Below are 25,967 nucleotides of genomic sequence, written 5' to 3' on the forward strand. Positions count from 1 at the left end.
ATCTGCGGCTACAGTATGAACGAGCTGGAACCGCGCATGTTCTCCTTTAACAACCCGGCCGGTGCCTGTCCGACCTGCGATGGGTTGGGCGTGCAGCAGTATTTCGATCCCGACCGCGTGATCCAGAACCCGGAGCTGTCGCTGTCCGGCGGCGCGATCCGCGGCTGGGATCGCCGTAACTTCTACTATTTCCAGATGCTGCGCTCGCTGGCGGATCACTACAAGTTTGACGTTGACGATGCCTGGGAGAGCCTGAGCGCGTCGGTGCAAAAAGTGGTGCTGTTCGGCTCCGGTAAAGAGAGCATTGAATTCAAGTACATGAACGATCGCGGCGACACCTCCGTGCGCCGTCATCCGTTTGAAGGCGTTCTGCACAACATGGAACGCCGTTACAAAGAGACCGAGTCCAGCGCGGTACGTGAAGAGCTGGCGAAGTTTATCAGTAACCGTCCGTGCGCCTCCTGCGACGGTACGCGCCTGCGTCGTGAAGCACGCCACGTCTTTGTTGAGGACACGCCGCTGCCGGCGATCTCTGACATGAGCATCGGCCACGCGATGGACTTCTTCAACAACCTCAAGCTGGCAGGCCAGCGGGCGAAGATCGCCGAGAAGGTGCTGAAGGAGATTGGCGACCGTCTGAAGTTCCTGGTGAACGTCGGCCTCAACTACCTGACTCTCTCTCGCTCGGCGGAGACCCTCTCCGGGGGCGAAGCGCAGCGTATCCGTCTGGCAAGCCAGATCGGCGCTGGGCTGGTTGGGGTAATGTACGTGCTGGATGAGCCGTCTATCGGCCTGCACCAGCGCGACAATGAACGCCTGCTGGGCACGCTGATCCACCTGCGCGACCTTGGCAATACGGTAATTGTCGTTGAGCATGACGAGGACGCCATCCGCGCCGCCGACCACGTGATTGATATCGGTCCAGGCGCAGGCGTCCACGGCGGTCAGGTGGTGGCGGAAGGCCCGCTGGATGCCATTATGGCAGTGCCGGAGTCGCTGACCGGCCAGTTCATGAGCGGCAAGCGGCAGATCGCCGTGCCGAAAGATCGCGTGCCTGCCGATCCGTCGAAGGTGCTGAAGCTCTCCGGCGCACGCGGTAACAACCTGAAGGACGTGACGCTGACCCTGCCGGTAGGCCTGTTTACCTGCATCACCGGCGTCTCCGGCTCGGGTAAATCGACTCTGATCAACGACACCCTGTTCCCGATTGCCCAGCGCCAGCTTAACGGCGCAACCATTGCCGAGCCAGCGCCGTACCGTGAGGTTCAGGGGCTGGAGCACTTCGACAAGGTAATTGATATCGACCAGAGCCCGATTGGCCGTACTCCGCGTTCAAATCCGGCGACCTATACCGGCGTCTTTACGCCCGTGCGTGAGCTGTTTGCCGGCGTGCCGGAATCGCGCTCGCGTGGCTATACCCCAGGGCGTTTCAGCTTTAACGTGCGCGGCGGCCGCTGCGAGGCCTGTCAGGGCGACGGCGTGATCAAGGTCGAGATGCACTTCCTGCCGGATATTTACGTGCCGTGTGATCAGTGCAAAGGCAAACGCTATAACCGCGAAACGCTGGAGATCAAATACAAGGGCAAGAGCATCCACGAAGTACTGGATATGACCATCGAAGAGGCGCGTGAATTCTTTGATGCCGTTCCGGCACTGGCGCGGAAGCTGCAAACCCTGATGGATGTGGGCCTCTCCTACATCCGTCTCGGCCAGTCCGCCACCACGCTCTCGGGCGGTGAGGCGCAGCGCGTGAAGCTGGCCCGTGAGCTATCGAAACGCGGTACCGGCCAGACGCTCTATATTCTGGACGAGCCGACCACCGGTCTGCACTTCGCTGACATCCAGCAGCTGCTGGAAGTGCTCCACCAGCTGCGCGATCAGGGCAACACCATCGTCGTCATTGAGCACAACCTCGACGTGATCAAGACGGCGGACTGGATTGTCGATCTCGGCCCGGAAGGGGGCAGCGGCGGCGGCGAGATCCTCGTCTCCGGCACGCCAGAAACGGTCGCAGAGTGCGAAGCCTCGCACACTGCCCGCTTCCTTAAACCGATGTTGAAATAGCTAGACGGAAAGCTGCTGCCTGACCGTGTCAGGCAGCGCTTCAACCGCCAGCTTGTAGGACGCATCTACCAGGTAGTAAATCTGCGACTTCGGCAGCGATCCATCGAGAAACACCGTGCTCCAGTGCGCCTTATTCAGACGCGCGCTTGGCCGCACGTCTGCATTTTCACTGCGCAGCAGCTCAGCCAGTTCCGGACTGGTTTTCAGCGACACCGCCGGGCGGTTATCAACGTCATGCACCATCGCAAACAGCACGTCTGCCACTTTGATCTGCGTAGCCTTCCAGTCGCTGTGTACGCTCTGCTCCGCGCCTGGTTTACCCATGCAGTAGGGCAGCAGTTCCGAATTGATCATTTCTCTTCCCCTTGTAGTGTTGCGATGATTTTGCGTGACCCGCCGTGAATGCGGTGCTCTCCTAACCAGATACCCTGCCATGTCCCCAGCTGTACGCGACCGTTCTGCACCGGTAGCAGCAGCGATACGCCAAGCGTCGAGGATTTAATATGGGAAGGCATATCGTCCGGCCCCTCCGCGTCGTGCTCGTAGCGGGCGCTATCCGGCACGGCCTGCAGAAAGTGCTGCTCCATATCGTGACGCACGGTGGGATCGCAATTTTCATTCAGCGTGAGGGAGGCGGAGGTGTGCTGTAGCAGCAGGTGCAACAAACCCGTTTTGATGCGGTTAAGGGAAGGAATTTGTTCCAGCACCTCGTCCGTCACCAGATGGAAACCGCGTGGCTTTGCGCCAAGCCTGAGAGTTTGTTGATACCACATAGAGTGCTCCAGAGTTATTTCACCTGATGCTAAGTGTGTAACACGTAGGGCAGAACAGCCAGAAAAGGAACAAAATAAGGCAACCTGGCGATTGCCTTTTACCGATCAATACTCGGAATTGGCGATGACCTCTTCGTTATACATTCCCGCCTGCGGCAGTGGCCGGTAGGTGGAGTTAGAGGCGCGCAGCACGCGAATGCCTCGCGCACCCACTTCCCGAGCGGCGCGAATGTCGTTATCCGAGTCGCCGTAGAACATCTTGATGCGCTTATCCTGTAGCCATTGGGTTTTGGTGTTCTGGCCCGGCTGGTCACCGGCAAAGATCACCGGATTCATATTCTCGGCGGGGATTTGAAAATCATCCTGCAGCGTTTTTGACACGGTCTCGGTTTTGGTCTGGCTACGCCCGGTCACGAAGTAGATCGCATCGCCACGTTTGACGTGCATGGCGATCAGCGTCCGCGCCACCTCTTTGGGGATGCTGAACTCATCCCAGCCGTTGTTCATTTTCTCCCAGAACGCGGGATTGTGCAGATACTCCTCGCTCTGCGGAGAATAGAGTTCCTTTCCACGCCAGAAGCCCGGGCTGGAGAAGAGCACGGTATCATCGATATCAAACCCAACGGCCATCGGCGGGCGGCCCTGAAGGCTATTCTCGATTTGTGCGACGGAAACCCAGTGAATGGGCGCTTGCTCAGCGAGTTTCGCGACGTTGGTTCCCGGATAGAGCGGCGAGGGAACGGAAGCGTGAGCATTGGCAGCACCCACGGCAAGAAATAGACAGAATGCACTGAGGGCGAGGGGTATTTTACGCATATTCATCCTTAAACCTGAAAGCCTGGCAGAATTTACCCCGGCATTATGCCGGGGAAGGCACTGATTATGCCATCACAGCGGCAAAGGCCTGTGCGACGCGGTGCACATTACTGCTATTCAGGCCAGCCAGGCACATGCGTCCGCTGGCAATCAGGTAGACACCAAACTCTTCACGCAGGCGAGTAACCTGCGCTGCGCTCAGGCCGGTATAGCTGAACATGCCGCGCTGCTGCAACAGATAGTCAAAGTTATGACCCGGCACCGCCTCGCGCAATACGTTCACCAGCTCATGGCGCATGGCAGAGATACGCAGGCGCATCGCTTCAACTTCCGCCAGCCACTGGGCTTTCAGGGTTGCATCACCCAGTACGGTCGCCACCAGCTGCGCGCCAAAGTTTGGCGGACTGGAGTAGTTGCGGCGTACGGTCGCTTTCAGCTGTCCCAGCACGCGCCCGGCGGTGTCGGCATCGTCACAGATGATAGACAGACCGCCGACGCGCTCGCCGTAGAGAGAGAAGATCTTCGAGAAGGAGTTGCTCACCAGCGCGGGCAGCCCGGCATCGGCGATGGCGCGAATCGCGTAGGCGTCCTCTTCCATCCCGGCACCGAAGCCCTGATAGGCGATGTCGAGGAACGGGATCAGCTCGCGCGCTTTCAGCACCTCAATCACCGCGTCCCACTGAGGATTGGTCAGGTCAGCCCCGGTTGGGTTATGGCAGCACGGATGCAGCAGAACGATGCTGCGGGCCGGTAGGCTTTGCAATTTTTCCAGCAGCGCGTCAACGCGCACGCCGTTGGTTTCGCTATCAAACCACGGGTAAGTACTTACTTCGAACCCAGCCCCTTCAAAGATAGCGATGTGGTTTTCCCAGGTCGGATCGCTAACCCAGACGCCAGACTCAGGGAAGTAGCGCTTCAGGAAGTCGGCCCCCACCTTCAGCGCGCCGGAGCCGCCGAGAGTCTGAATAGTTGCCACGCGGTTCGCCTTCAGCACCGGATGTTCAGCACCAAACAACAGCGGCGCAATGGTGTGACGATAGCCCGGCAGGCCTTCCATCGGCAGATAGAGCGATGCACCATGCGGCTGGGCGTTCAGGCGTGCTTCCGCTTCGGCAACGGCCTGAAGCTGAGGGATCAGACCCTCTTCGTTGTAATAGAGGCCGATGCTGAGGTTTACCTTATCGCTACGGGGATCTTCTTTGAAACGCTCCATCAGCGTCAGAATGGGGTCGCCAGCGTAGGCGTCAACTTTTTGAAACACGCGGTGGTTCTCCAGATTTACAAAACTAAAGAGACACAATAAACCTTAACCCGATAGAAGATCGAGAGGTTTATTTTACACCCGCGCCTCGGCTATTTAGCCCGTCACAGCCTGTCCATCTGGCAAATATTTCATTCTATAAAATTGGCGTAGTTTTACTCCTGCAAATTTGCATAACCTTAAAATTAACAGGAGTAAATATCATGGATTCACAATTCATTGGTTCAGTCATCAATGCCCTGCCGCTCGAACATATGATTGGCGGCCCGCTGCAGGCGATGATTAAAGCCCAGGTTCAGGCTAGCAAAGCTTACACAGATTTCCTGCTTTCAGTCTGTATTAAAGATGGTAAAGCGGTGGCAATCGAATTCGATTACGACGAAACCATTGTTAACGAGCAAGGCGTAAGCCAGGGCGTCGTGAAGAAGAGTATGAGCATCCCTCTGCTGGCGGCCGTCTCCCACCCGATCATTTGCATTGAGGAAGGAACGATTGATTTTGAACTCGAGGTCAGTCAGAGCGAATCGAGCAAAAGCAATACCGAAGCAGAAGCCTCTCTTGAAGCCTCAGTAGGTTGGGGTCCCTTTAAGGCGCGGATTACTGGCAAGGTTTCCCACAAAGCAGAGCAGACTCGTCAGTCAGATACACGAGCAAAATACTCCATTCATACCGAGATAAAACGTCAGCAGCCACCGGAAGCCCTGATGCGGGTTATCGATTTCCTCACCGAGGCGGCAACGAAGCCGGTCATGCAACAAGATGAGGCAAAGCGTCTTGAGAAAGAGGCCGCTTAATCTCTTTTAATGTCCGAGGCCACACGACGTGGCCTCTGTTCAGGAGTGTGATATGTCGATAAAAGATTGGCTATGGGGTGAGGACGCAGACAAACAGAGTGAGGAAAAAGAGAATACCTCCTCCAGTGGGTCAACAAGCGCATCTGAACAGCCCCCCGGCCCGCCGCCGATAACGCCTAATACCCCCGTCACGCTGGAGGATATTACGCGGGGAATGCAATACGCCGCGACGGCAGCGAACAGAATGATTGCTCATCAATATATGCAGGCCCTCGATCCCTTTTTTGAACCGATGCCTGATGGCAGTTTGATGCCCAGAACGGTAGCGCTTCAGCTTGACGAAAATCATCAATTCCAGCTTCCACTGGTGGCGCTGGCAACGCCGCGAGGACTGATGCTCGAGAAGATGAACGTGCATCTGACCGTACGTTCAGAAGGTATTGAGCAGGCGGCTCAACAGGCGGCGGCTGAAGATAATCAAGCAACGCGCTTTCACGTTACGCTCTCCCCTGCCACCGATGAAAAAGCGGGGCGTGATAGTCGCCATGTTGATATTGAAATGCAGTTTACCGTTCTGGAACCACCAGAGAGCGTGATGCGCCTGATTGATGAATATACCAACCGGATCGTTCCACAAAAAATAGGGAGTGCATTATCTGATGAGCAAACTACCTGATCGTACCGGTGAACGAGGCCTACAGTTGATAACCACGTTTGAGGGTCTAAAACTAAAACGCTATCGTGATTCAGTAGAAAAATGGACTATCGGTTATGGTCATTTGATCCTTCCGGCAGAAGAAAAGAAGCTTATCACCATCACTACTGGCGAAGCTAAAGCGCTATTAAGAAAAGACCTCAGAAGAACTGAAGCAGGCGTCCATAAATATCTGAAAAAAGAGGTTACACAAAACCAGTTTGATGCATTAATTTCCCTGGCGTTTAATATTGGCGTGGGTAATTTACAAAAATCAACGCTGCTTAGACGAATCAATCAGGGTGATATAAAAGGGGCTGCGCAACAGTTTTTGGTCTGGAACAAAGCAGGAAAACAGGTGCTGCCTGGCCTGACCCGCCGTCGGGAAGCGGAGCGGAAGCTTTTCTTATCCGACAAAGGCTAATTTTCATTAACAACGGCAAATTAAATAAAGGAGAAATTTGTGAACAACCGCTATTTTAATATTCTACCGGGTGCACTGCTGTGCGCGATGCTTGCTGGCGCCTCCGCGCAGGCAGTGGCAAAACCTACCTGTGAACAATCCATTGGAGACATTAATAATTTTTTAAAGGAAAAGGGTGAACCCACGATTCAAAGCGTGCCTGCGTTGGCTGCCACGTTGCGTTATTTAAATGAAAAGGGCACGCTACCGATGAAATACATTACTCGCCAGCAAGCAAAGGATCAAGGCTGGAGTGGTAACGATAGCGATAGCCTGTGGGGCCTTAATAAACCAAATGGGAAATATATTGGTGGCGAGGTGTATACCGGACGAAAGCCAACAGAAGGAGATACCTGGCGCAGCGCAGATATTGACGTCGTCAGTGGTTATCGAGGTGAAAAGCGGATGCTTTATACCAACAACAGCAATCAGGAAAAATATATTAGCCCCGATAACTACAGACATCTAGTTCGATTATCACCCTGCGAATAACTGATTACTGCACTACATATCTATAACCACCGCGCAATAGCGCACCTTTAATTAACACTTAATAAGCGAGAAACACATTATGTTTGAGAAATATACTTTAAAACAGACGACTGAAAGCAACTACTGCGGCGGCTATGCGCTGGCAGCAATTATTAACGATAAAACTAAAGACGCCGAGGATGTACCGGATGGTAAAGCAGTATATGACACGTTGATTGCTAAGCAGCATAGTGACACTATCAAAAACCACTTTTCATCCTTCTACAAGGATAGCTCACAAGGCGCAATGACCCTCCCCTCCAGCTTGGTCACTGAGGCAAAAATGCTGTGGTCCGATAAGGAGATCAAGGTAACTATCAGCTCAGCATTCCTTAAAAGCAACGCCGGGCTTTGTCATTTTGAAATGCTTAATATCACTGACTATGCTGAAATTAAGATTAAAAAAAGTGAGCCACTGAAAGATCATATCGATAAGAAGGGCTACTATCTGTTGGTAGTTAATGAAGGAAAGCACTGGGTGGCAATGGGTAGGGATACTTCTGGCTTATATATGTATGAGCCTGCTACAGGGCAAAGCGGTAAACCCGTAATGACAGAGAACAATCTGTTTTCTCTCGATGGAAAAAATTATACCTGGTCCGGGGTAATCATCCGTATTTCATAAATCACCAATAAAGAATGGCGATAATTCTATCGCCATTTTTTTTAACCTATTTTAGCACCTACGTAGCCGAACGCTTCTCTCTGCCCCTATAAATTTCGCAGGGAGCATGACAAGATAGCTGTTCGCCTGTCCAGGCTCGATGATATTTACTCGATCGTTTCGTGCTGCTCCAGCACAAACCGCACTCAACCCGGCATCACTCACCATTATACCTTCAATATATTGATCGGTAATGCTCGTGATGTTCAAAAATACACTTTCGGTTGCTACTTCGGCTCTCATATTAAATCTCCTTGTTAGTTTAAATGGCCAGGGCAGGATACTAAAATGTCATAAATAAAGAATCATCTTCTTGTCCTGGGCCATTTAACAGAGTGACTATGAGTGATTACTATGATATACCATTGCGGCCTGGGTTCGGTTGTGAACATTCAGCCGATTAAAAATAGACTCAATATGCGCTTTAACTGTACCAAGGCTAATATTTAACAGACGGCTGATTTGCTTGTTTGAGTCACCTGCGGCAAGCAGCCTTAAAATCTCTAACTGCCTCTGCGTCAAAAGATGGGTTTTATTATCGCTATGAGTAGCCGGAATTAAAATATCAGGTAGGCAGACCATACCACTTTCAACCATGGCGAGTACCTGACTTATTTTTTCTGCTGAAGCACCTCTGGCCACGACGCCTTTTACCAGATGCTGGAAGGGTGAACTGGTTATCTTCCTGAGCATTAATACTACCGGTAACTCTGGATAACTGAGCGAAAGTTGCTCCAGTAGGCCCATACAGCATAAGCTTTCAATATCACCATCAAGTAAAATTACAGTGACTTTTAATCTCTCTAAAAATAACCAAACCTCATCCATGTTTTTAGCACTCTGCATCTGACAGTCTGGCATAATTCGCTTCAGTTCAGCACACAGCCCTTGAACATACACAGGCAGTTCATCAATTATCAGTATATTCATACTGTTTCCTCATACTTTCTCGCTAGCAAAGTATAAGTATCTCTTTAATCTATAAAATATAAAAATGGCATTTATCATAGGCTATTATGAATAAATATATTTTTAAGGGGAATGTTTTTAATATAAATTATTTGTTTGGATTATTAATTTGAGCGATAACACCTGGCACGATGCTACCGCTCTGGTAGGTAAAACGTCGCTTAATCGACGTATCGCATCGCGACCCGTGACGTCAGTCGCGTAATAAGTTCGTAAGCACTTACTTTTGTAAGCTCAGCGATGCGCTCTACCGGGAGCCCGTCCCCCCACATTACTACCGGATCGCCCGCGCGCTCCTGTGCCTCTGGTCCAAGGTCAACGCAGATCATATCCATCGCCACGCGCCCGACGATAGGCACTTCGCGGCCATTGACCAGTACCGGCGTACCGGATGGCGCGGCGCGGGGATAGCCATCGCCGTAGCCCATCGCCACTACGCCAAGACGCGTATCGCGCTCGCTGGTCCAGGTCCCGCCGTAGCCTACCGGCTCGCCCGCACGGTGCGGACGCACGGCGATCAGCTTTGAGGTCAGGGACATCACCGGCTGGAAGCCAAAGTCAGCGCCCCAGGGCTTTTGATCCAGCGGCGAGACGCCATAGAGAATGATGCCGGGACGCACCCAGTCAAAGTGGGCCTGCGGCCAGAGCAGAATGCCGCCGGAGGCCGCAATAGAGCGCAGGCCCGGCTTGCCTTCGGTGAAGGTGGTAAAGATATCCAGCTGCTGCTCGGTTGCGCCACACTCTGGCTCATCGGCCCGGGCAAAGTGGCTGACGATATTCACCGGCTGGCGCACATTTTTACAGGCGCAGAGACGCTGATAGAACGCGCTGGCCTCTTCGGGGCGCACGCCCAGCCGATGCATGCCGGTATCCAGCTTCATCCAGACGGTGATGGGTTCAGGCAGCGCCGCCCTCTCCAGCGCCTCCAGCTGCTCGGTATTGTGCACGGCGGTGTGCAAATTTTGCGCAGAGAGCGTGGGGAGATCGTCAGCGGAAAAAAAGCCCTCCAGCAGCAGAATGGGCTGGGTAATGCCGCCCGCACGCAGCGTTAGAGCCTCTTCGAGACGGGCAACGCCAAAGGCGTCGGCGTCGGGGAGCGTTCGCGCGGTCTCCAGGAGACCGTGTCCGTAAGCGTTCGCTTTCACCACTGCAACCAGTTTGCTGGCAGGAGCCAGTTCGCGCAGGCGTTGCAGATTGTGTCGCAGAGCGCGGCGGTTAACTACTACGGTTGCCGCTTGCATGTTAATCCTTCTAAAAGCGGATCCTCAAAATCATTCGCGTTGCAGGAAGGCGACAAGTCCGGGAAGCCCCAGGAGCTTACTGAAGTAAGTGACTGGGGTGAGCGGACGCAGTCAACACACCTGCGGCGTGAAGGATGAAGAGGATTTATTCGTCATCGTACTGTGGTCCCGCATAGTTATCGAAACGCGACCACTGCCCGTTAAAGGTCAGACGTACCGTACCGATCGGGCCGTTACGCTGCTTACCAATAATAATTTCCGCGATGCCTTTCAGATCGCTGTTCTCGTGGTACACCTCATCACGATAGATAAACATGATCAGGTCGGCATCCTGCTCGATAGAGCCGGACTCACGCAGGTCGGAGTTGACCGGGCGCTTATCGGCACGCTGTTCCAGGGAGCGGTTAAGCTGCGACAGGGCGACGACCGGCACCTGTAACTCTTTCGCCAGCGCCTTCAGCGAGCGGGAGATCTCCGCGATCTCCAGCGTACGGTTGTCGGAGAGCGACGGAACGCGCATCAGCTGCAGGTAGTCGATCATGATCATGCTCAGGCCGTCATGCTCGCGGAAAATACGTCGGGCGCGGGAGCGCACCTCGGTCGGCGTCAGGCCAGAGGAGTCGTCGATATACATATTACGCTTCTCTAGCAGGATGCCCATGGTGCCGGAGATCCGCGCCCAGTCCTCGTCGTCGAGCTGGCCGGTACGGATGCGGGTCTGATCGACGCGGGAGAGCGACGCCAGCATACGCATCATGATCTGCTCGGCGGGCATCTCCAGGCTGAAGATCAGTACTGGCTTATCCTGGAGCATCGCGGCGTTTTCGCACAGGTTCATGGCGAAGGTGGTTTTACCCATCGACGGACGCGCCGCCACGATGATCAGATCCGAACGTTGCAGGCCGGCCGTTTTTTTATTGAGATCCTGGTAGCCGGTATCAACGCCGGTAACACCATCGTGAGGCTGCTGAAACAGCTGCTCGATACGCGCAACGGTGGCCTCAAGGATCTGATCGATGCTTTTCGGCCCTTCGTCTTTATTCGCCCGATTTTCGGCAATCTGGAAAACGCGGGATTCGGCGAGGTCGAGTAGATCTTCACTGGTTCGCCCCTGAGGGTCAAAGCCCGCGGTAGCGATTTCGTTAGCCACCGAGATCATCTCACGCACAACCGCACGTTCGCGAACGATGTCAGCATAGGCGCTAATGTTCGCCGCGCTTGGCGTATTTTTCGATAGCTCTGCAAGGTAGGCAAACCCGCCTACGCTGTCCAACTGACCCTGCTGCTCCAGCGACTCCGCCAGAGTGATCAGGTCGATGGGCTTGCTCATCTCCTGCAGGCGGTGCATCTCAGTGAAGATATGCCGATGTGGACGGGTATAAAAATCTTCCGCAACAACGCGCTCGGCAACATCGTCCCAGCGTTCGTTATCCAGCATTAAACCGCCCAACACCGACTGCTCCGCTTCGATTGAGTGTGGCGGCACTTTCATCCCCTCGACTTGCATATCGCGGGGTTCAGTCTGTTTGTTGAAGGGTTTATTTCCTGCCATAGTGAATGGAGTACCGAGATGATAATTGGCTCGCAAGATTACCACAGAGTTCAGGAGGAAGCATGGCAACAAGAATTGAATTTCACAAGCATGGTGGCCCTGAGGTATTAAAAGCGGTGGAGTTTACCCCCACCGATCCGGCAGAGAACGAGGTGCAGGTCGAGAACAAGGCTATCGGTATCAACTATATCGACACCTATATCCGCAGCGGCCTCTATCCGCCACCGGCGTTGCCAAGCGGGCTCGGTACAGAGGCAGCAGGGGTAGTCAGCAAAGTAGGTAAAAACGTTAGCCACATTAAAGCGGGCGATCGGGTGGTCTATGCCCAGTCGGCCCTGGGTGCCTACAGCTCGGTGCACAACGTGCCTGCGGATAAGGTCGCTATACTGCCCAATGCGATCTCCTTTGAGCAGGCGGCGGCCTCGTTCCTGAAAGGGCTGACGGTCTTCTATCTGCTGCGTAAAACCTATGAGATCAAGCCCGACGAGCCGTTTCTGTTCCACGCAGCGGCGGGCGGTGTGGGGCTGATCGCCTGCCAGTGGTCCAAGGCGCTGGGTGGGAAGCTGATCGGCACCGTGGGCAGCGCGCAGAAGGCCCAGCGGGCGTTGCAGGCCGGCGCATGGCAGGTGATTAACTACCGCGAGGAGAGCATCGTTGAGCGCGTCAAGGAGATCACCGGCGGTAAAAAGGTGCACGTTGTCTATGACTCGGTAGGAAAAGATACCTGGGAGTCCTCGCTGGACTGCCTACAGCGTCACGGCCTGATGGTCAGCTTCGGCAATGCCTCTGGCCCGGTCACCGGCGTTAATCTCGGCATCCTTAACCAGAAAGGTTCCCTGTATGCCACTCGCCCTTCCCTTCAGGGTTACATCACTAACCGGGAGGAGCTGGAAGAGGCGAGCAACGAGCTCTTTTCGCTGATTGCCAGCGGCGTGATTAAGGTGGACGTGGCGGAGGAGCAGAAGTTCCCGCTGGCGGAGGCGCAGCGCGCGCACGAAACGCTGGAGAGCCGGTCAACTCAGGGATCGAGCTTGCTTATCCCCTGATTCCCTCTAAATAATTCGAGTAGCAGGAAGGCGGCAAGTGCGCGAGTCCCCAGGAGCTTACATAGGTAAGTGACTGGGGCGAGTAAGCGCAGCCAACGCACCGGCTGCTTGAAGTATGACAAGGGAAAAGAATTAGGGCTTCCACTTGGGAAGCCCTTTCTTTTTTTAGTTCGGCTGTATGTAGGGTACAGCTCGATGAATTCAAAAGCCGCGCAATAGTGACAGATTCAATACCTAAATCCTATGCGGTTTGGCTGAACCTGCCTGAGAAAAGTGCCAGGATGTGATCAAGACCGCATTACTTAGTAACGCCAGCGGCTATTACGCTGATACAGCGGCAGTTTTGGCTTTTTCACCGCTCGAATAACCCAGACGATGGCCACCGCCAGCAGCAGCCAGGGCAGCAGTTTAAACATTAAGGCAAACAGACCACCGACAAACATTAGCGCCGTGGCCACTGCCAGAGCAACGATAATGCCCAGCAGCGAGACGCCCGTAACCAGCAGCATCATAAAAAATCCAATAACAAACAGTAGTTCCAGCATGGCTCTTCCCCCTCAATAGTTACCTGAGTTATTACAAGAATCGTGCCAGAATGTAATTCATTGATAATAAAACAAAATACCCCGCAGAGCACTGCGAGGCGTGGTCAATTTAGCTAACTTTTAGCGAATTTCTAACGCTTATCTGCGACCAGCTTTAGCGCCTGCTCCAGCACGTTAATATCTGCCCCGGCCTTATGAGCGTTTTCACTCAGGTAGCGACGCCACTGGCGCGCGCCTGGAACACCCTGGAAAAGACCCAGCATATGGCGAGTAATATGCCCGAGATAGGTACCGCTGCTCAGCTCACGCTCGATATAAGGATACATGGCTCGCACCACTGCAACCGGATCGGCATCGTCACGCGCTACGCCAAAAATCTCACGGTCAACCGCAGCCAGGATGCCTGGGTTTTGATACGCCTCACGCCCTACCATCACCCCGTCCATATGCTCAAGATGAGCCTTCGCCTCTTCCAGCGATTTGATGCCGCCGTTAATGGACATAGTCAGGTGCGGGAAGTCGCGCTTAAGCTGATAGACACGTGGGTAGTCCAGGGGCGGGATCTCGCGGTTCTCTTTGGGACTGAGCCCAGAGAGCCAGGCCTTACGGGCATGGATAATAAACGTCTCACACTCGCCCTTGCCGGAAACGGTATCAATAAAGCTGCAAAGGAATTCGTAGCTGTCCTGATCGTCAATGCCGATGCGGGTCTTTACCGTCACCGGGATAGAGACCACGTCGCGCATGGCTTTGATGCAGTCTGCCACCAGCTGCGCGTTGCCCATCAGGCAGGCCCCGAACATGCCGTTCTGCACGCGATCGGACGGACAGCCAACGTTGAGGTTGATCTCATCATAGCCGCGGGCTTCAGCCAGCTTCGCACAGTGGGCCAGCTGCGCCGGATCGCTGCCGCCCAGCTGAAGCGCCACGGGATGCTCTTCGTCGCTGTAGGCCAGGTAATCGCCTTTGCCATGAATAATCGCCCCGGTGGTTACCATCTCGGTATAGAGCAGCGTCTCCCGCGACAGCAGGCGCAGGAAATAGCGACAGTGGCGATCGGTCCAGTCGAGCATGGGCGCGATGGAGAAGCGATGGGCGGCGAAGGCGGTAGCGGGCGTGACTGGCGGCATAGCGTACGTTTTTTCATCAAAATAGAAAAGGGGCGCTACTATAGCATACTCATTTCGCCTGAACAGCACGCTGGGGACGTTGCGCGTGACAGTATTACTGAGTCACACTTCTTTGTATGTGCTCATGCACTTTCGCTTTCTTTATAGTCCTGGCAAAATTCGTAGCCGATCATTTTTTATGCATGTAAAAAATAAGCGTATAGAAAAAAGAATACCGCTGACCAGGCGCATCACAACATTAAATAGTTTTAAGCTGATTGATAATAAAAGGATTAATCTGCAATAGCAGCAGCAATTTTCGCGGCGCGCCAGTCGGCTGACGCCGTTTTGTTTCCCAGCTTTTTACAAGATCGTAGCTGACGCCGACGGCCACTGCAAAATCCTGCTGTTTTAGCCCAGTCGCTTCGCGGATAGCTTTAACGTCGATCGGACTAAACGTATGAACATGCTGTGGCTCTGGCGTGAGTTCACCTTTTTCAATTTTTATCATTTCTTCTGCACTGGCCCGCAGATCGGCAAACAGTTCGTCTTTCATCTGTACCTCATCGCCCTTGTTGACGCCGCATCAGGCCTATTATTTTGCCCGTATAGGAGTTACAGAACCTCAGCGTTACACCAGCATACTGCATAACTGCTTCAGCACTTTCTTTTGTTCTTCCGTTAAATCATCCTGCTCATTTTTAGGATATACCAGAGCCAGATAGATTCGTCCTTTACTCGTTATATTGTAATAAATTACCCGCACACCACCGCGCTTCCCTGTACCTGGACGGCTCCAACGAATTTTTCGAAACCCGCCGGTGCCCGAAATAGTGTCTCCGGCTTCAGGATTTTCAATTAATAACTCCTGAAAAGCTCGGAACTCATCATCCGGCAAAAGTGCATGACGCCGCTTACTGAAACCATTTAGTTCAATAAAAGTGTACATCTCGTTCCCTGACATGCTCGCGACTTTTAAGACATTTTAAGTGTACTTGGTACATATAACAAGCACTTTGATGTACTCAGTACACCTTATGATATGTCAGGAGAGAAGTAATTTGAATAGCACGCCGGAGGCATTGCGCCTCCGGCGGGTAGAGCATTAGAACGTCAGGCTGAGCTGCGCGCCTGCGCCCCAGGTTTCATCTTCACCGTACAGACCCATCAGGTCGACATGAACGCGGTTAAACGGCGCAAAACCGATACCGGCGGTGGCGACGTTGCTGTCGTCCCCTTTCACATCGGCACGGTAGCCTGCACGCACTGCCAGCCAGTCAAGCGGACGCACTTCGGCACCCACGCCAACGTACTGGGAAGCCTCTTCGCTCTTAAAGCCTTTGGTCTCGGTGACATCGCCGTCGGCGCTGAGGGTCACCAGATCCGTATGCCAGGCCACGCCTGCGGTCACTACCGGGCTGATCTGGTAGGTATCTTTGTAGTTGCGTACTTCCCCGGTGCGGCCGTTGCGGATTTGGATATCTTTAGTATCGATATCGCGGGAGATCAGGTTCTGCCCGCTCAGGCCTACGGTCCAGTTATCACCAAAATCAGCGGCAATACCGGCATCAACGTTGAAGCCGGTATCGTCGTTACGGTAGCGGCTGCTGTTGAAGTCGCTGCTGTCGTAGTCGTAGATAGAGGTGGTGTAGTTGAAGAGCCAGGTTTTTTGCAGCTTCGGCGTCACGCCGATGGAAACCGGCACGTCGCCAAACTGGAACTGACGCGCCACGGCCACGCCGTAGTCGGAGACGATAGCGGCACGTCCAGAAGCGGTGGAGTTCAGGTTGCGGGTGATCTCATCCGAACCAGCAGGAGAGAGCGCTGCGTTCAGCGCCACGCCTGCAGCAACGAAATCGTTGTTTTGGATGTCGCGCAGATAGTTAACATCCTGCTGATCGATGGCGGAACTCACGCGAGCATGCGCATACGCTTTGGTCACGAACGCAAAAGAGAGAACATCGTTGGGAATGCTTACTGCGATGCCTGCTGCGGCATGCGCGCGCGCCGTTTTACCTTTCAGAAAATCCAGCTCGTCAGCAAGATCGCCAGCTGCACCCTGGAACTGATCGATAGTACCCAGCGGATTGGCAATAATCTGCGCCGTGGTCAGGTTGTCGATAACGTCGTCGTAGTAGTCGACTTTGTCGTTGATATCGTCGATTTCGTCCTGCAGATTGTCTTTATCGCTAATCTGCGCCTGGACGCTCGGCAGGATAACGGTCACGTTATCATCCGGTTTGGCCTTAGCCAACAGCGCCGGGTTAATCAGTACGCCGCTGCCGTAGCTGGCAGATGCGACACCGGTTCCGCCCATCGCATCGCTACGCGCTTCTGCCCATGTATTTGCTGCCCCTGCCTGAGTGACTACCCCAAAAGAGACCGCAAGTGTTACCACTGAAAGCTTAAAAATTTTTTTCACAGTTTGCCCTGTCTTATTGATCAAAGGTCGATTTATGCCCTGCCAGTTATCGCCTGGCGAGAGGTGAACTATTGCTGTGAAAAGCGATGCTAAATGCAGCTAATTCGTTTTTTTACCTGCATGAGGATATTTTTATTCGTAACAATCTGCGTCTTTTTATAAACGCTCTTTACTTATAGAGGAGGAAATTCGATTCGGGAAGTTTTTCTGCTTCGAGCGGTGAAAATTTCAGGAAAATGCCAGGGACAAGATTGGCCTTGCGGGGAAGAACAGCCGATCTCGGCGTTTGACGCTGGATATGGTAAAGTAGTGGTTTCAACGTTATTACATTACGTCACCCGAGGATGCCCCATGGATAAGACCACTTCGCAGCAGATGCTGGCACATGCTGAAACGCTGTGCGCGCAGCGCAACGTGCGCCTGACCCCGCAGCGCCTTGAAGTGTTGCGCCTGATGAGCCTGCAACCGGGTGCGATCAGCGCCTATGACTTACTCGATCTTTTGCGCGTATCTGAACCACAGGCCAAGCCGCCGACGGTTTACCGCGCCCTCGACTTCCTGCTGGAACAGGGATTTGTGCATAAGGTTGAGTCGACAAACAGCTACGTGTTGTGTCATCTCTTCGATCAGCCTACGCATACGTCGGCAATGTTCATTTGCGATCGCTGTGGCGTGGTGAAAGAGGAAGCGGCTGAGGGCGTAGAAGATATCATGCACGCGCTGGCAGCAAAGATGGGCTTTGCGCTACGGCATAATGTCATTGAGGCGCACGGGCTTTGTGCAGCGTGTTCGGAAGTAGAAGCCTGCCGTCATCAGGGCGAATGCCAGCACGATCACAGCATTTTAGTGAAGAAAAAACCGCGTTAATTTAGGGATAGAGACAGGAGATAGGTCGGTACATCCTTGTACCGTCGGGCAGGGCATCCGGGCTGTTAATCTAAGAGATTACCAGCGATACTCGTTACGGGTTTCCCATTCGCCAACTTCTTTCTCGGCCTGGTCTTTCTGATAACCGTAGCGTTCTTGAATTTTACCGACCAGCTGGTCGCGTTTACCTTCAATAACGGTCATGTCATCGTCCGTTAATTTGCCCCATTGCTCTTTCGCTTTACCTTTGAACTGTTTCCAGTTACCGCCGACTTCGTCTTTATTCATAATGGTATCCTCATCATCGTTCGGTGTTGAATAGCAATATTCGTTGGTCCTTCGTTACGTTCGTTATCTGCTGAACGTGATAATAATTGTAGCTAGGGATTTTCTAAGGTGGGATTTATTCGGAATATTTAACCATTCAGAGACGTACAAACGACAGGAAGACGAGGCTAGAAAAAGAGGTATGAAACGCGGGAGCAAAAAATAGATTAAGCGCTGTGACAGAATAAAACCAACTGCCACAGTCACTTATAGTGATATCAGAGCCATTCGCCGTTACGAATCACGCCGACCGCCAGCCCTTCAATGCTGAAGTTCTGCTGACGCAGGTCAACGACGATAGGATCGAAGTCGCTGTTTTCAGGCAGCAGCTGTACGGTATTGCCCTGCTTTTTCAGCCGCTTTACCGTGACTTCATCATCGATACGCGCCACGATCACCTGGCCGTTACGCGCTTCCTGCGTTTTATGCACTGCCAGCAGATCGCCATCCATGATGCCGATATCTTTCATCGACATCCCGCTAACCCGCAGCAGGAAATCAGCGCTGGGCTTAAACAGAGATGGATCGACCTGGTAATGGCCTTCAATATGCTGCTGCGCCAGCAGCGGCTCACCGGCAGCGACGCGGCCAATCAGCGGCAGCCCCTCTTCCTCTTCCTGCAGCAGTCGGATCCCGCGCGATGCGCCGGACACAATCTCAAGAACACCTTTACGCGCCAGCGCTTTCAGGTGTTCTTCCGCCGCGTTTGGCGAACGGAATCCCAAACGCTGCGCAATTTCAGCACGCGTCGGCGGCATGCCGGTCTGGCTGATGTGATCGCGAATGAGATCAAACACCTCTTGCTGCCTGGCTGTTAACGCTTTCATCCCGCCCCCTGGGTGTATATACAGTTATGCTGTGAGTATATACAGCAAAAACCGTTTTTGAAACCAAATTTTGAGCAAATTCGCCGCGGAAGCCCGATTTTGCGCGCCTTAGCGGTAATGCGACCAGAGCAGCATGCCCCAGGTTGCCAGCGCAAGCAGAATAGACATCAGCACCGCCGCCGAGCCCATGTCTTTGGCCCGTCCGGAAAGCTCATGAAAATCAGTGCCAATACGGTCGACAACCGCTTCGATCGCGCTGTTCAGGATCTCCACTATCATTACCAGCACAACGGACCCAATGAGCAGCACGCGGGTAATGGCGTCTACGTCGAGCCAGCAGGCGATAACAATGGCGAGGATCACCGCGACGGACTCCTGGCGGAAGGCGGCTTCGTTAAGCCATGCCGCACGAACGCCCTTCCATGAGTACCCTGCGGCTTTAATGATTCGGGTTAAACCAGTGGTATTATTGGCCATCAAAAGAACCTTTTTACGTAATTATCGTCAATGTCTATGCGAGCGTACCGAGGTACAAAAGATATTCTGCGCGCTTTCTGATATTCTTGCGGCGCAATGGCATTATTAACCAGAGGCTTCACATTGTTTATGTCCGGCTGGCCACGAATTTACTACAAATTACTGAATTTACCATTAAGCGTGTTGGTAAAAAGCAAGTCGATTCCGGCAGAACCTGCCCAGGAACCTGGACTCGATACCTCACGCCCTATTATGTACGTTTTGCCTTATAACTCGAAGGCAGACTTACTGACGTTGCGTGCTCAGTGTCTGGCACATGAGCTGCCCGACCCGCTGGAGCCGCTGGAGATCGACGGCGCGCTGCTGCCGCGCTACATCTTTATCCATAGCGGCCCGCGTGTTTTTAGCTGGTACACGCCGAAAGAAGACTCCGTTAAGCTGTTCCATGACTATCTGGATCTCCACCGTAACCACCCGGATCTGGATGTACAGATGGTGCCGGTATCGGTGATGTTTGGCCGCTCACCGGGGCGCGAAAAAGGCGAAGTTAACCCGCCGCTGCGCATGCTGAACGGCATCCAGAAGTTCTTTGCCGTCTCCTGGCTGGGCCGCGATAGCTTTGTGCGCTTCTCTCCGCCGGTCTCCCTGCGCCGGATGGCCACCGAGCATGGCACGGACAAAATCATCGCCCAGAAGCTGGCCCGCGTAGCGCGCATGCATTTTGCCCGTCAGCGGCTTGCCGCCGTGGGCCCGCGTCTGCCGGCACGCCAGGATCTCTTCAATAAGCTGCTGGCATCTAAAGCAATTGCCCGCGCGGTAGAAGACGAAGCACGCAGCAAAAAAATCTCTCATGAGAAAGCACAGCAGAACGCCATCGCCCTGATGGAAGAGATTGCCGCTAACTTCTCCTATGAGATGATCCGCCTGAGTGACCGTATCCTCGGCTTTACCTGGAACCGGCTCTATCAGGGCATCAACGTGCATAACGCCGAGCGGGTCCGCCAGCTGGCGCACGACGGTCATGAAATTGTCTACGTGCCCTGCCACCGTAGCCACATGGACTACATGCTGCTCTCCTACGTGCTCTATCATCAGGGGCTGGTACCGCCGCATATCGCCGCCGGGATTAACCTCAACTTCTGGCCTGCCGGGCCGGTTTTCCGCCGTCTCGGGGCGTTCTTTATTCGCCGTACCTTCAAGGGCAACAAGCTCTACTCAACGGTGTTCCGTGAGTACCTGGGCGAGCTGTTTAGCCGCGGCTACTCGGTGGAGTATTTCGTCGAGGGTGGACGCTCACGTACGGGCCGTCTGCTGGATCCGAAAACCGGCACCCTGTCGATGACCCTGCAAGCCATGCTACGCGGCGGCACGCGCCCTATCACCCTGGTGCCGATCTATATCGGCTACGAGCACGTGATGGAGGTGGGCACCTACGCCAAAGAGCTGCGCGGGGCGACTAAAGAGAAAGAGAACGTCTTTCAGATGCTGCGCGGCTTGAGCAAGCTGCGCAACCTTGGCCAGGGCTACGTTAACTTTGGCGAGCCGCTGCCGCTGATGAATTATCTCAATCAGCACGTGCCGGAGTGGCGCGAGTCGATCGATCCGATTGAGGCGATACGCCCGGCCTGGCTGACGCCGACCGTTAATACCATCGCCGCCGATCTGATGGTGCGCATTAACAACGCGGGCGCGGCAAACGCCATGAACCTTTGCTGTACCGCGCTGCTGGCCTCAAGGCAGCGCTCGCTGACCCGCGAGCAGCTGACCGAGCAGCTGGACTGCTATCTCTACCTGCTGCGCAACGTGCCCTACTCGCCTGACGCTACCGCCCCGGCGGCAAGCGCCAGCGAGCTGATTGCCCACGCGCTGCAGATGAACAAGTTCGAGGTAGAGAAAGACACCATCGGCGACATCATCATTCTGCCGCGCGAGCAGGCGGTGCTGATGACCTACTACCGCAACAACATCGCGCATATGCTGGTGCTGCCCTCCCTGATGGCGGCCATCGTGACCCAGCATCGCCAGATCTCGCGCGAAGAGCTGCTGCGCCACGTTGACGTGCTCTATCCGATGCTGAAAGCGGAGCTGTTCCTGCGCTGGGATAACAGCGATCTGCCGGAGGTGTTGAACGCACTGATCGCCGAGATGGTGCGCCAGGGCTTGCTGGTGGATAAAGACGACCGTCTGTATCTCAACCCGCAGCGCTCACGCACCCTACAGCTGCTGGCGGCTGGCGCACGCGAGACCCTGCAGCGCTACGCCATTACCTTCTGGCTGCTGAGCGCTAACCCGGCCATTAACCGTGGCACGCTGGAGAAAGAGAGCCGCACCCTGGCCCAGCGCCTGTCGGTGCTGCACGGGATCAACGCGCCGGAGTTCTTCGATAAGGCGGTGTTTAGTACCCTGGTACTGACGTTGCGTGACGAAGGCTACATCAGCGATACGGGCGATGCCGATCCGGCTAAAACTATGCAGGTCTATCTCCTGCTGGCGGATCTGGTGACGCCTGACGTGCGATTGACCATCGAGAGCGCGACGCAGGCGGAAGCGTAATAGTGAGGCCCGGCACGCTTGCCGGGCCTCTTTTTTAGGGCAGGTAACTCACCGCCAGCCCGACAAACAGCGCCAGGCCCACGTAGTTATTGTTCAGGAAGGCTTTAAAACAGGCGTCGCGATCGCGATGCACAATCATCTTCTGCTGCCAGATAAACAGCGCCCCTGCTACCGCAATCGAGGCATAGAAGGCCCAGCCCAGACCGTTCAGCCAGCCCACCGCCGCCATCAGCACCAGCACCAGCACCTGCAAAATGCCGACGATCAGCTTATCGTGACGACCAAAGAGAATAGCCGTCGATTTAATGCCGATCTTAACGTCGTCGTCCCGATCCACCATCGCATAGAGCGTATCGTAGGCCACCGCCCACAGGATGTTGGCGAAGAACATCAGCCAGCAACTCAGGGGAACCGACTCGCTCACGGCGGCAAAGGCCATGGGAATCGACCAGCCAAAAGCGGCCCCTAGCACCACCTGCGGCAGGTGGGTATAGCGCTTCATGAAGGGGTAGGTCCAGGCCAGCGCCAGCGCCGCTATCGACAGCAGGATGGTCATCAGGTTGAGGGTCAGCACCAGCATAAACGCGAGCAGCACCAGCACGATAAACAGGTTACGCGCCTCTTTTTCGCTCACCGCGCCGCTCGGCAGCGGTCGGTTGGCGGTGCGCTTCACGTGGCCGTCAAACTTGCGGTCGGCGTAGTCGTTCACCACGCAGCCAGCGGCGCGCATCAGCCAGACCCCGGCGATAAACACCACAAGGATCCCCAGCGGCGGTACGCCCGGCGTCGCCACCCACAGCGCCCACAGGGTGGGCCACAGCAACAGCAGCGCGCCAATTGGCTTGTCCGTGCGCATTAAGCGGTGATAAGCCAGCAGCTTACCCTGCGTAAGACTCCACTCCATTTCTACTCCTCTCGATACAGCGGCGATGCAGGTAAAAATAGCTCCGTCAGCAGCAGCGGCTTGCCGCCGAGGCGTAGCCGGGAGCGGCGTCCCCAGAGATCGGCGTGACGGCCTATTTCAATAAAATCACGGGTCAGGGTTGATGAGGTAAAGAGATAGCGTCCCAGCGGCGTATTGCCTAACCGTTGTAGCGCCAGCTCTGGACCGGACAGGGTTGACTCCGGCACCACCGTACGCCCGGCCAGCCACGGCTCGCCGTCGGCACAGAGCAGGATCTCCCGCAGCCAGTAGCGTGATGCTTCGGGCAACAGCGGGCGCTCTTCCGGCACCTCATCGGCGGTGACGAACGCCTCTCTTATGAGCGTAACACTCACCTGGCAACCCTGCTGCTCAAAACGCTTGGTCATTGAGTCTTCCAGCAGCAGCCAGTCAAGCTGGTGCGGTTCAAGGGCGGGGATGTCGTCAAAATAGCGCAGTGCGCGCAGCTGCGTTAGCGCAGGGTGTGGCATGCCTTACTCTCCGGTACATAACGTAGCAACAGTGTATCGCAGAACAGGCAGATCGGGAAAAAGGGTGCACCGGTGAAGGTGCACCAAACGGACAAAATCAGCATTGTGGGGAGACGATCACCCCTTGCCTTTTACACTGCTGATAAACGTAGCGCGGGCGGAGGTAGAGCCCAGGCTCTCAGCCTCATTCAATAGTTTCAGTGCCTTATCGATATTGCCGCTGGCGACCGCCTGCTTAATACCTTGGTTGAAGTAGTTTTCCGTATCGTTCAGTACCGGTTCACGCTTCGCTGCCGGGGCCGGAGCCGGGGCTTGAGCAGGTGCTGCAGCCGGAGCAGGCGCAGGTGCGGCGGCCGGAGCGCTGTAGGCGGTGGCCGGTGCGGCGGTATTGCCAACGGTTACGGCAGCGTGGCCGGAGGAGCCAAAGATCGGGCCAACCAGGATGCTGGAGGCAGAGTTCGTGCTGACTTTGAGTTTTACCGTACCGTCCGGCGTATGGCGCGCCTGCGGATCCGGAATATCCGGTACTGCGTTACCCACGCCTTTGGCGTAGGCCTTCGCCGGGTTGATCATGGTGGTGGTGCGCTGCAAATCTTCCGGGGTGGTAAAGACCAGCAGGTAGATTTTTTGCTGGCCCAGCGCCGGCGTCAGCTTGATGATCCCCTCAAGACGGTCGGCAGACATCACGCCCGGCTCCTGATAGGTAAAGTAGCTGCTCGGGAACCACGCGGCAGGGGTCAGGTTTTGATCGAGCACCAGCACGTTAGGGGCAAAGATCGATTTTTGCTTATCCGCGACGCTGGTCAGGGTAATGGTTAACTCACCGATATTAGCCGGTACGCTGTAGGCGGCCACTTTACCAGTAATGCCAGACACGTTCAGGGTTTGGCCTGCCGTTGCCAGGTTGGTGGTCTGGGTTTGTGAATTGGCGACCGGCGTCCAGGCGAGCTGCTGGAGCGTCCCTGTCGGGATGGCCGGTGCGGCTGACGTATCCTGCGGAACCAGATTCACGTCGGCGAAGCTCACTGCGGGCACGCAGGCGAGCAGCCCTGCACCGAGGCAGAGCGCGAGAAGCGTTTTTTTCATTTTCATTATGGTGACCTCTGTAGAGATGACGGGACGGTAGCCAGGCAATAGCGCGCCGCGTCAGAGTTGGATCTTTACTGAGTTAAGAGGGGCCGAAGCCCCTCCTGAGTACTGCATGACATCAATGCTGTCTTACCACCAGATTTCCATCTGGGCACCGAAGGTCCACTCGTCATCATCGCCGCGGCTGAAGGTACGGGCAGAGGTATCCTGGTAAGCGTAACCGGTGGTGTAACCTGTGCCAGCGTTGTTGTTAGCGAAGCCGAAGGACTCATCCCACTTGGCGTAGGTTGCGAAAACGCGCAGCGCCGGACGAGACCAGATGCTGTCGCCTGCCTGCCACTGCTGGGCCAGGGTCACTTTGACCTGGTCGTTGGTGGAGTCGGTGCGCTGGGACTTCACGTTGTCATAGCCAACTTCCAGCAGGGTGCTCATGATCGGCGTCCATTTGAACATCGGACGCACGCCCACGGTCCACCAGCGGGTGCCGTTGCCGTTATGCAGATCGATATCCTGGTACATACCGACGTACATCATGTCCCAGCGGTCGCCCATAGAGATGGAGCCGTGGTCGATAAAGCGCAGCAGGTGGCCGTCGTTGTTAAGCTGGGCGCCCTGCGGAATGCCTTTACCGTTAGAGGTCATGGAGTCGGTAGCGTACTGCACGATGAACTTGTTGAAGCCGGTGCCGATGGTCTGTACGTGCTCACCGGTGAACAGCCAGCCATCTTTACTTGCGTTTGGCTGCAGGTAGTAGTTATCCGGCAGGTTGGTGTGACCGTAGTCAACGCCAAGCTCCAGGGTACCGCCTGGGTTCACTTCCATACCCGCTAAACGCACGTCAAAGACGTCGTTCGGCACGATATTGTCATAGGTACGATCGCCGGTAATCGGATCGCGATCGGCGAAGGTTGAGGAGCCGCCGGACTCAGACGAACGGGTGCCCGCCAGAGAGAGCTTACCGAAGCCGAGATCGATGTTTTCGATACCTGCGCCTGGGCCGGAGATATCCCAGTAGTAGAAGTCGATCATGTGGACGTCATGACGCTGGTAGAAGCGTTTACCTGCCCAGATGGTAGAGCCTGGCAGCGCTTCGATCAGGTTTTTACCCTGAACGTTGGCTTCACGGAAGGCCGGGCTGGTGGCTTCCCAGTCGTTCTGCTGGGAAACGGAGTAGGCTACGTTCGTGTCGAAGTAGAAGCTCTTATCGCCCTCTTTCCACACTTCCTGGCCCAGTTTTATTTCAGCATAGGTTTCGCATTCGTTACCAAGACGGTATTTACTTTGAGCCCCGGTTGCCTGGAAACACTCTTGCGGGCCGCCGCTGCCGGTCCAGCCGATGCCGGAACGTGCGTAGCCTTTGAAATCAACAGCACCCGCCTGGGCAGCCATCACGCCTGCTGCTATGGCGACGGCCAGAGGGAGTTTGCGCAGAGTAATCATCGTTCTATCTCCTGAAGCTTTGCTTGCTTT

The 25,967-nt window shown here is 54.9% G+C and carries 28 protein-coding genes; 9 read left to right on the forward strand and 19 right to left on the reverse strand.

Going from position 1 to position 25,967, the window contains the following annotated elements; all coding sequences use genetic code 11:
- A partial coding sequence (gene uvrA, locus EV102420_RS03240) for an excinuclease ABC subunit UvrA (protein WP_042388840.1) occupies positions 1–2,064 on the forward strand: 2,064 nt, incomplete at its 5' end.
- On the opposite strand, the gene EV102420_RS03245 is transcribed toward uvrA, so the two are convergent.
- From EV102420_RS03245 to tyrB, 4 genes are all read right to left on the reverse strand, one after another.
- Positions 2,065–2,418 carry an MmcQ/YjbR family DNA-binding protein gene (locus EV102420_RS03245; RefSeq protein ID WP_042388841.1) on the reverse strand — a complete coding sequence of 118 codons (354 nt, stop codon included), beginning with the start codon at positions 2,416–2,418 and terminating at the stop codon, positions 2,065–2,067.
- Entirely contained in the window at positions 2,415–2,837 is a 423-nt protein-coding gene (locus EV102420_RS03250; RefSeq protein ID WP_042388844.1) for a secondary thiamine-phosphate synthase enzyme YjbQ, read from the reverse strand. Before EV102420_RS03250 ends, EV102420_RS03245 begins: the two co-directional genes overlap by 4 nt.
- 105 nt (positions 2,838–2,942) lie before the next feature.
- Entirely contained in the window at positions 2,943–3,653 is a 711-nt protein-coding gene (gene aphA, locus EV102420_RS03255; RefSeq protein ID WP_042388960.1) for an acid phosphatase AphA, read from the reverse strand.
- 64 nt (positions 3,654–3,717) lie between these two features.
- A complete protein-coding gene (gene tyrB, locus EV102420_RS03260) occupies positions 3,718–4,914 on the reverse strand; it encodes an aromatic amino acid transaminase (RefSeq protein ID WP_042388847.1) in 1,197 nt (398 codons plus the stop codon).
- 203 nt (positions 4,915–5,117) lie between these two features.
- On the opposite strand from tyrB, the gene EV102420_RS03265 reads away from it, so the two are divergent.
- From EV102420_RS03265 to EV102420_RS03285, 5 genes are all read left to right on the forward strand, one after another.
- Positions 5,118–5,708, forward strand: coding sequence for a DUF2589 domain-containing protein (locus EV102420_RS03265; protein WP_042388849.1), 591 nt, complete (start codon positions 5,118–5,120; stop codon positions 5,706–5,708).
- A 52-nt stretch (positions 5,709–5,760) separates the two neighbouring features.
- Positions 5,761–6,384, forward strand: a complete 624-nt coding sequence (locus EV102420_RS03270; RefSeq protein WP_042388851.1) for a DUF2589 domain-containing protein — start codon at positions 5,761–5,763, stop codon at positions 6,382–6,384.
- A complete protein-coding gene (locus EV102420_RS03275; protein ID WP_042388852.1) occupies positions 6,368–6,826 on the forward strand; it encodes a lysozyme in 459 nt (152 codons plus the stop codon). The genes EV102420_RS03270 and EV102420_RS03275 overlap by 17 nt, the downstream gene beginning before the upstream one ends.
- Positions 6,827–6,865: 39 nt before the next feature.
- Positions 6,866–7,357: a ribonuclease domain-containing protein gene (locus tag EV102420_RS03280; RefSeq protein ID WP_052512315.1), complete on the forward strand. Its 492-nt coding sequence runs from the start codon at positions 6,866–6,868 to the stop codon at positions 7,355–7,357.
- Positions 7,358–7,436: 79 nt separating this feature from the next.
- Positions 7,437–8,021: a hypothetical protein gene (locus EV102420_RS03285; RefSeq protein WP_042388855.1), complete on the forward strand. Its 585-nt coding sequence runs from the start codon at positions 7,437–7,439 to the stop codon at positions 8,019–8,021.
- 378 nt (positions 8,022–8,399) lie between these two features.
- On the opposite strand, the gene EV102420_RS03295 is transcribed toward EV102420_RS03285, so the two are convergent.
- The 3 genes from EV102420_RS03295 to dnaB all read right to left on the reverse strand — a co-directional run bounded on the left by EV102420_RS03295 (position 8,400) and on the right by dnaB (position 11,822).
- Positions 8,400–8,990, reverse strand: a complete 591-nt coding sequence (locus EV102420_RS03295) for a helix-turn-helix transcriptional regulator (protein ID WP_042388860.1) — start codon at positions 8,988–8,990, stop codon at positions 8,400–8,402.
- 200 nt (positions 8,991–9,190) lie between these two features.
- Complete coding sequence (alr, locus tag EV102420_RS03300; RefSeq protein ID WP_042388862.1) at positions 9,191–10,270, reverse strand: alanine racemase; 1,080 nt, start codon at positions 10,268–10,270, stop codon at positions 9,191–9,193.
- 145 nt (positions 10,271–10,415) lie between these two features.
- Positions 10,416–11,822 (reverse strand): replicative DNA helicase, encoded by a 1,407-nt coding sequence (dnaB, locus tag EV102420_RS03305; RefSeq protein ID WP_042388864.1) that lies wholly within the window; start codon positions 11,820–11,822, stop codon positions 10,416–10,418.
- Positions 11,823–11,884: 62 nt separating this feature from the next.
- Here dnaB and EV102420_RS03310 point away from each other — a divergent pair, with 62 nt between their 5' ends.
- Positions 11,885–12,868, forward strand: coding sequence for a quinone oxidoreductase (locus tag EV102420_RS03310; RefSeq protein WP_042388866.1), 984 nt, complete (start codon positions 11,885–11,887; stop codon positions 12,866–12,868).
- Between the two features lie 302 nt (positions 12,869–13,170).
- Here the strand turns inward: EV102420_RS03310 and pspG are convergent, their stop codons facing one another.
- The 5 genes from pspG to EV102420_RS03335 all read right to left on the reverse strand — a co-directional run bounded on the left by pspG (position 13,171) and on the right by EV102420_RS03335 (position 16,944).
- Positions 13,171–13,413, reverse strand: a complete 243-nt coding sequence (gene pspG, locus EV102420_RS03315; protein ID WP_042388868.1) for an envelope stress response protein PspG — start codon at positions 13,411–13,413, stop codon at positions 13,171–13,173.
- A 131-nt stretch (positions 13,414–13,544) separates the two neighbouring features.
- A complete protein-coding gene (gene dusA, locus EV102420_RS03320; protein WP_042388870.1) occupies positions 13,545–14,543 on the reverse strand; it encodes a tRNA dihydrouridine(20/20a) synthase DusA in 999 nt (332 codons plus the stop codon).
- Positions 14,544–14,781: 238 nt separating this feature from the next.
- Positions 14,782–15,078, reverse strand: coding sequence for a NadS family protein (gene nadS, locus EV102420_RS03325; protein WP_042388871.1), 297 nt, complete (start codon positions 15,076–15,078; stop codon positions 14,782–14,784).
- 75 nt (positions 15,079–15,153) lie between these two features.
- Entirely contained in the window at positions 15,154–15,471 is a 318-nt protein-coding gene (locus tag EV102420_RS03330) for a type II toxin-antitoxin system RelE/ParE family toxin (protein ID WP_042388873.1), read from the reverse strand.
- Between the two features lie 156 nt (positions 15,472–15,627).
- Positions 15,628–16,944 (reverse strand): conjugal transfer protein TraF, encoded by a 1,317-nt coding sequence (locus tag EV102420_RS03335; RefSeq protein ID WP_042388875.1) that lies wholly within the window; start codon positions 16,942–16,944, stop codon positions 15,628–15,630.
- Positions 16,945–17,295: 351 nt separating this feature from the next.
- Between EV102420_RS03335 and zur the strand changes: the two genes are divergently transcribed.
- Positions 17,296–17,811 (forward strand): zinc uptake transcriptional repressor Zur, encoded by a 516-nt coding sequence (gene zur, locus EV102420_RS03340; RefSeq protein WP_042388877.1) that lies wholly within the window; start codon positions 17,296–17,298, stop codon positions 17,809–17,811.
- A gap of 78 nt (positions 17,812–17,889) precedes the next feature.
- Here the strand turns inward: zur and EV102420_RS03345 are convergent, their stop codons facing one another.
- From EV102420_RS03345 to EV102420_RS03355, 3 genes are all read right to left on the reverse strand, one after another.
- On the reverse strand, positions 17,890–18,099 hold the full coding sequence (locus EV102420_RS03345; protein WP_042388878.1) for a CsbD family protein: 210 nt from the start codon (positions 18,097–18,099) through the stop codon (positions 17,890–17,892).
- A gap of 257 nt (positions 18,100–18,356) precedes the next feature.
- Positions 18,357–18,965, reverse strand: coding sequence for a transcriptional repressor LexA (gene lexA, locus EV102420_RS03350; protein ID WP_042388880.1), 609 nt, complete (start codon positions 18,963–18,965; stop codon positions 18,357–18,359).
- A 108-nt stretch (positions 18,966–19,073) separates the two neighbouring features.
- Positions 19,074–19,442, reverse strand: a complete 369-nt coding sequence (locus tag EV102420_RS03355; protein ID WP_042388883.1) for a diacylglycerol kinase — start codon at positions 19,440–19,442, stop codon at positions 19,074–19,076.
- A 129-nt stretch (positions 19,443–19,571) separates the two neighbouring features.
- Here EV102420_RS03355 and plsB point away from each other — a divergent pair, with 129 nt between their 5' ends.
- Positions 19,572–21,995 (forward strand): glycerol-3-phosphate 1-O-acyltransferase PlsB, encoded by a 2,424-nt coding sequence (plsB, locus tag EV102420_RS03360; protein WP_042388886.1) that lies wholly within the window; start codon positions 19,572–19,574, stop codon positions 21,993–21,995.
- Between the two features lie 34 nt (positions 21,996–22,029).
- On the opposite strand, the gene ubiA is transcribed toward plsB, so the two are convergent.
- From ubiA to EV102420_RS03380, 4 genes are all read right to left on the reverse strand, one after another.
- Positions 22,030–22,899 (reverse strand): 4-hydroxybenzoate octaprenyltransferase, encoded by an 870-nt coding sequence (gene ubiA, locus EV102420_RS03365; protein WP_042388888.1) that lies wholly within the window; start codon positions 22,897–22,899, stop codon positions 22,030–22,032.
- 2 nt (positions 22,900–22,901) lie between these two features.
- Positions 22,902–23,408 carry a chorismate lyase gene (gene ubiC / locus EV102420_RS03370; RefSeq protein ID WP_042388891.1) on the reverse strand — a complete coding sequence of 169 codons (507 nt, stop codon included), beginning with the start codon at positions 23,406–23,408 and terminating at the stop codon, positions 22,902–22,904.
- Positions 23,409–23,525: 117 nt separating this feature from the next.
- A complete protein-coding gene (gene malM, locus EV102420_RS03375) occupies positions 23,526–24,500 on the reverse strand; it encodes a maltose operon protein MalM (protein ID WP_042388894.1) in 975 nt (324 codons plus the stop codon).
- A 126-nt stretch (positions 24,501–24,626) separates the two neighbouring features.
- On the reverse strand, positions 24,627–25,937 hold the full coding sequence (locus tag EV102420_RS03380) for a maltoporin (RefSeq protein ID WP_042388897.1): 1,311 nt from the start codon (positions 25,935–25,937) through the stop codon (positions 24,627–24,629).
- Positions 25,938–25,967: the final 30 nt, after the last annotated feature.

Source organism: Pseudescherichia vulneris NBRC 102420 (assembly GCF_000759795.1).
GTDB lineage: Bacteria > Pseudomonadota > Gammaproteobacteria > Enterobacterales > Enterobacteriaceae > Pseudescherichia > Pseudescherichia vulneris.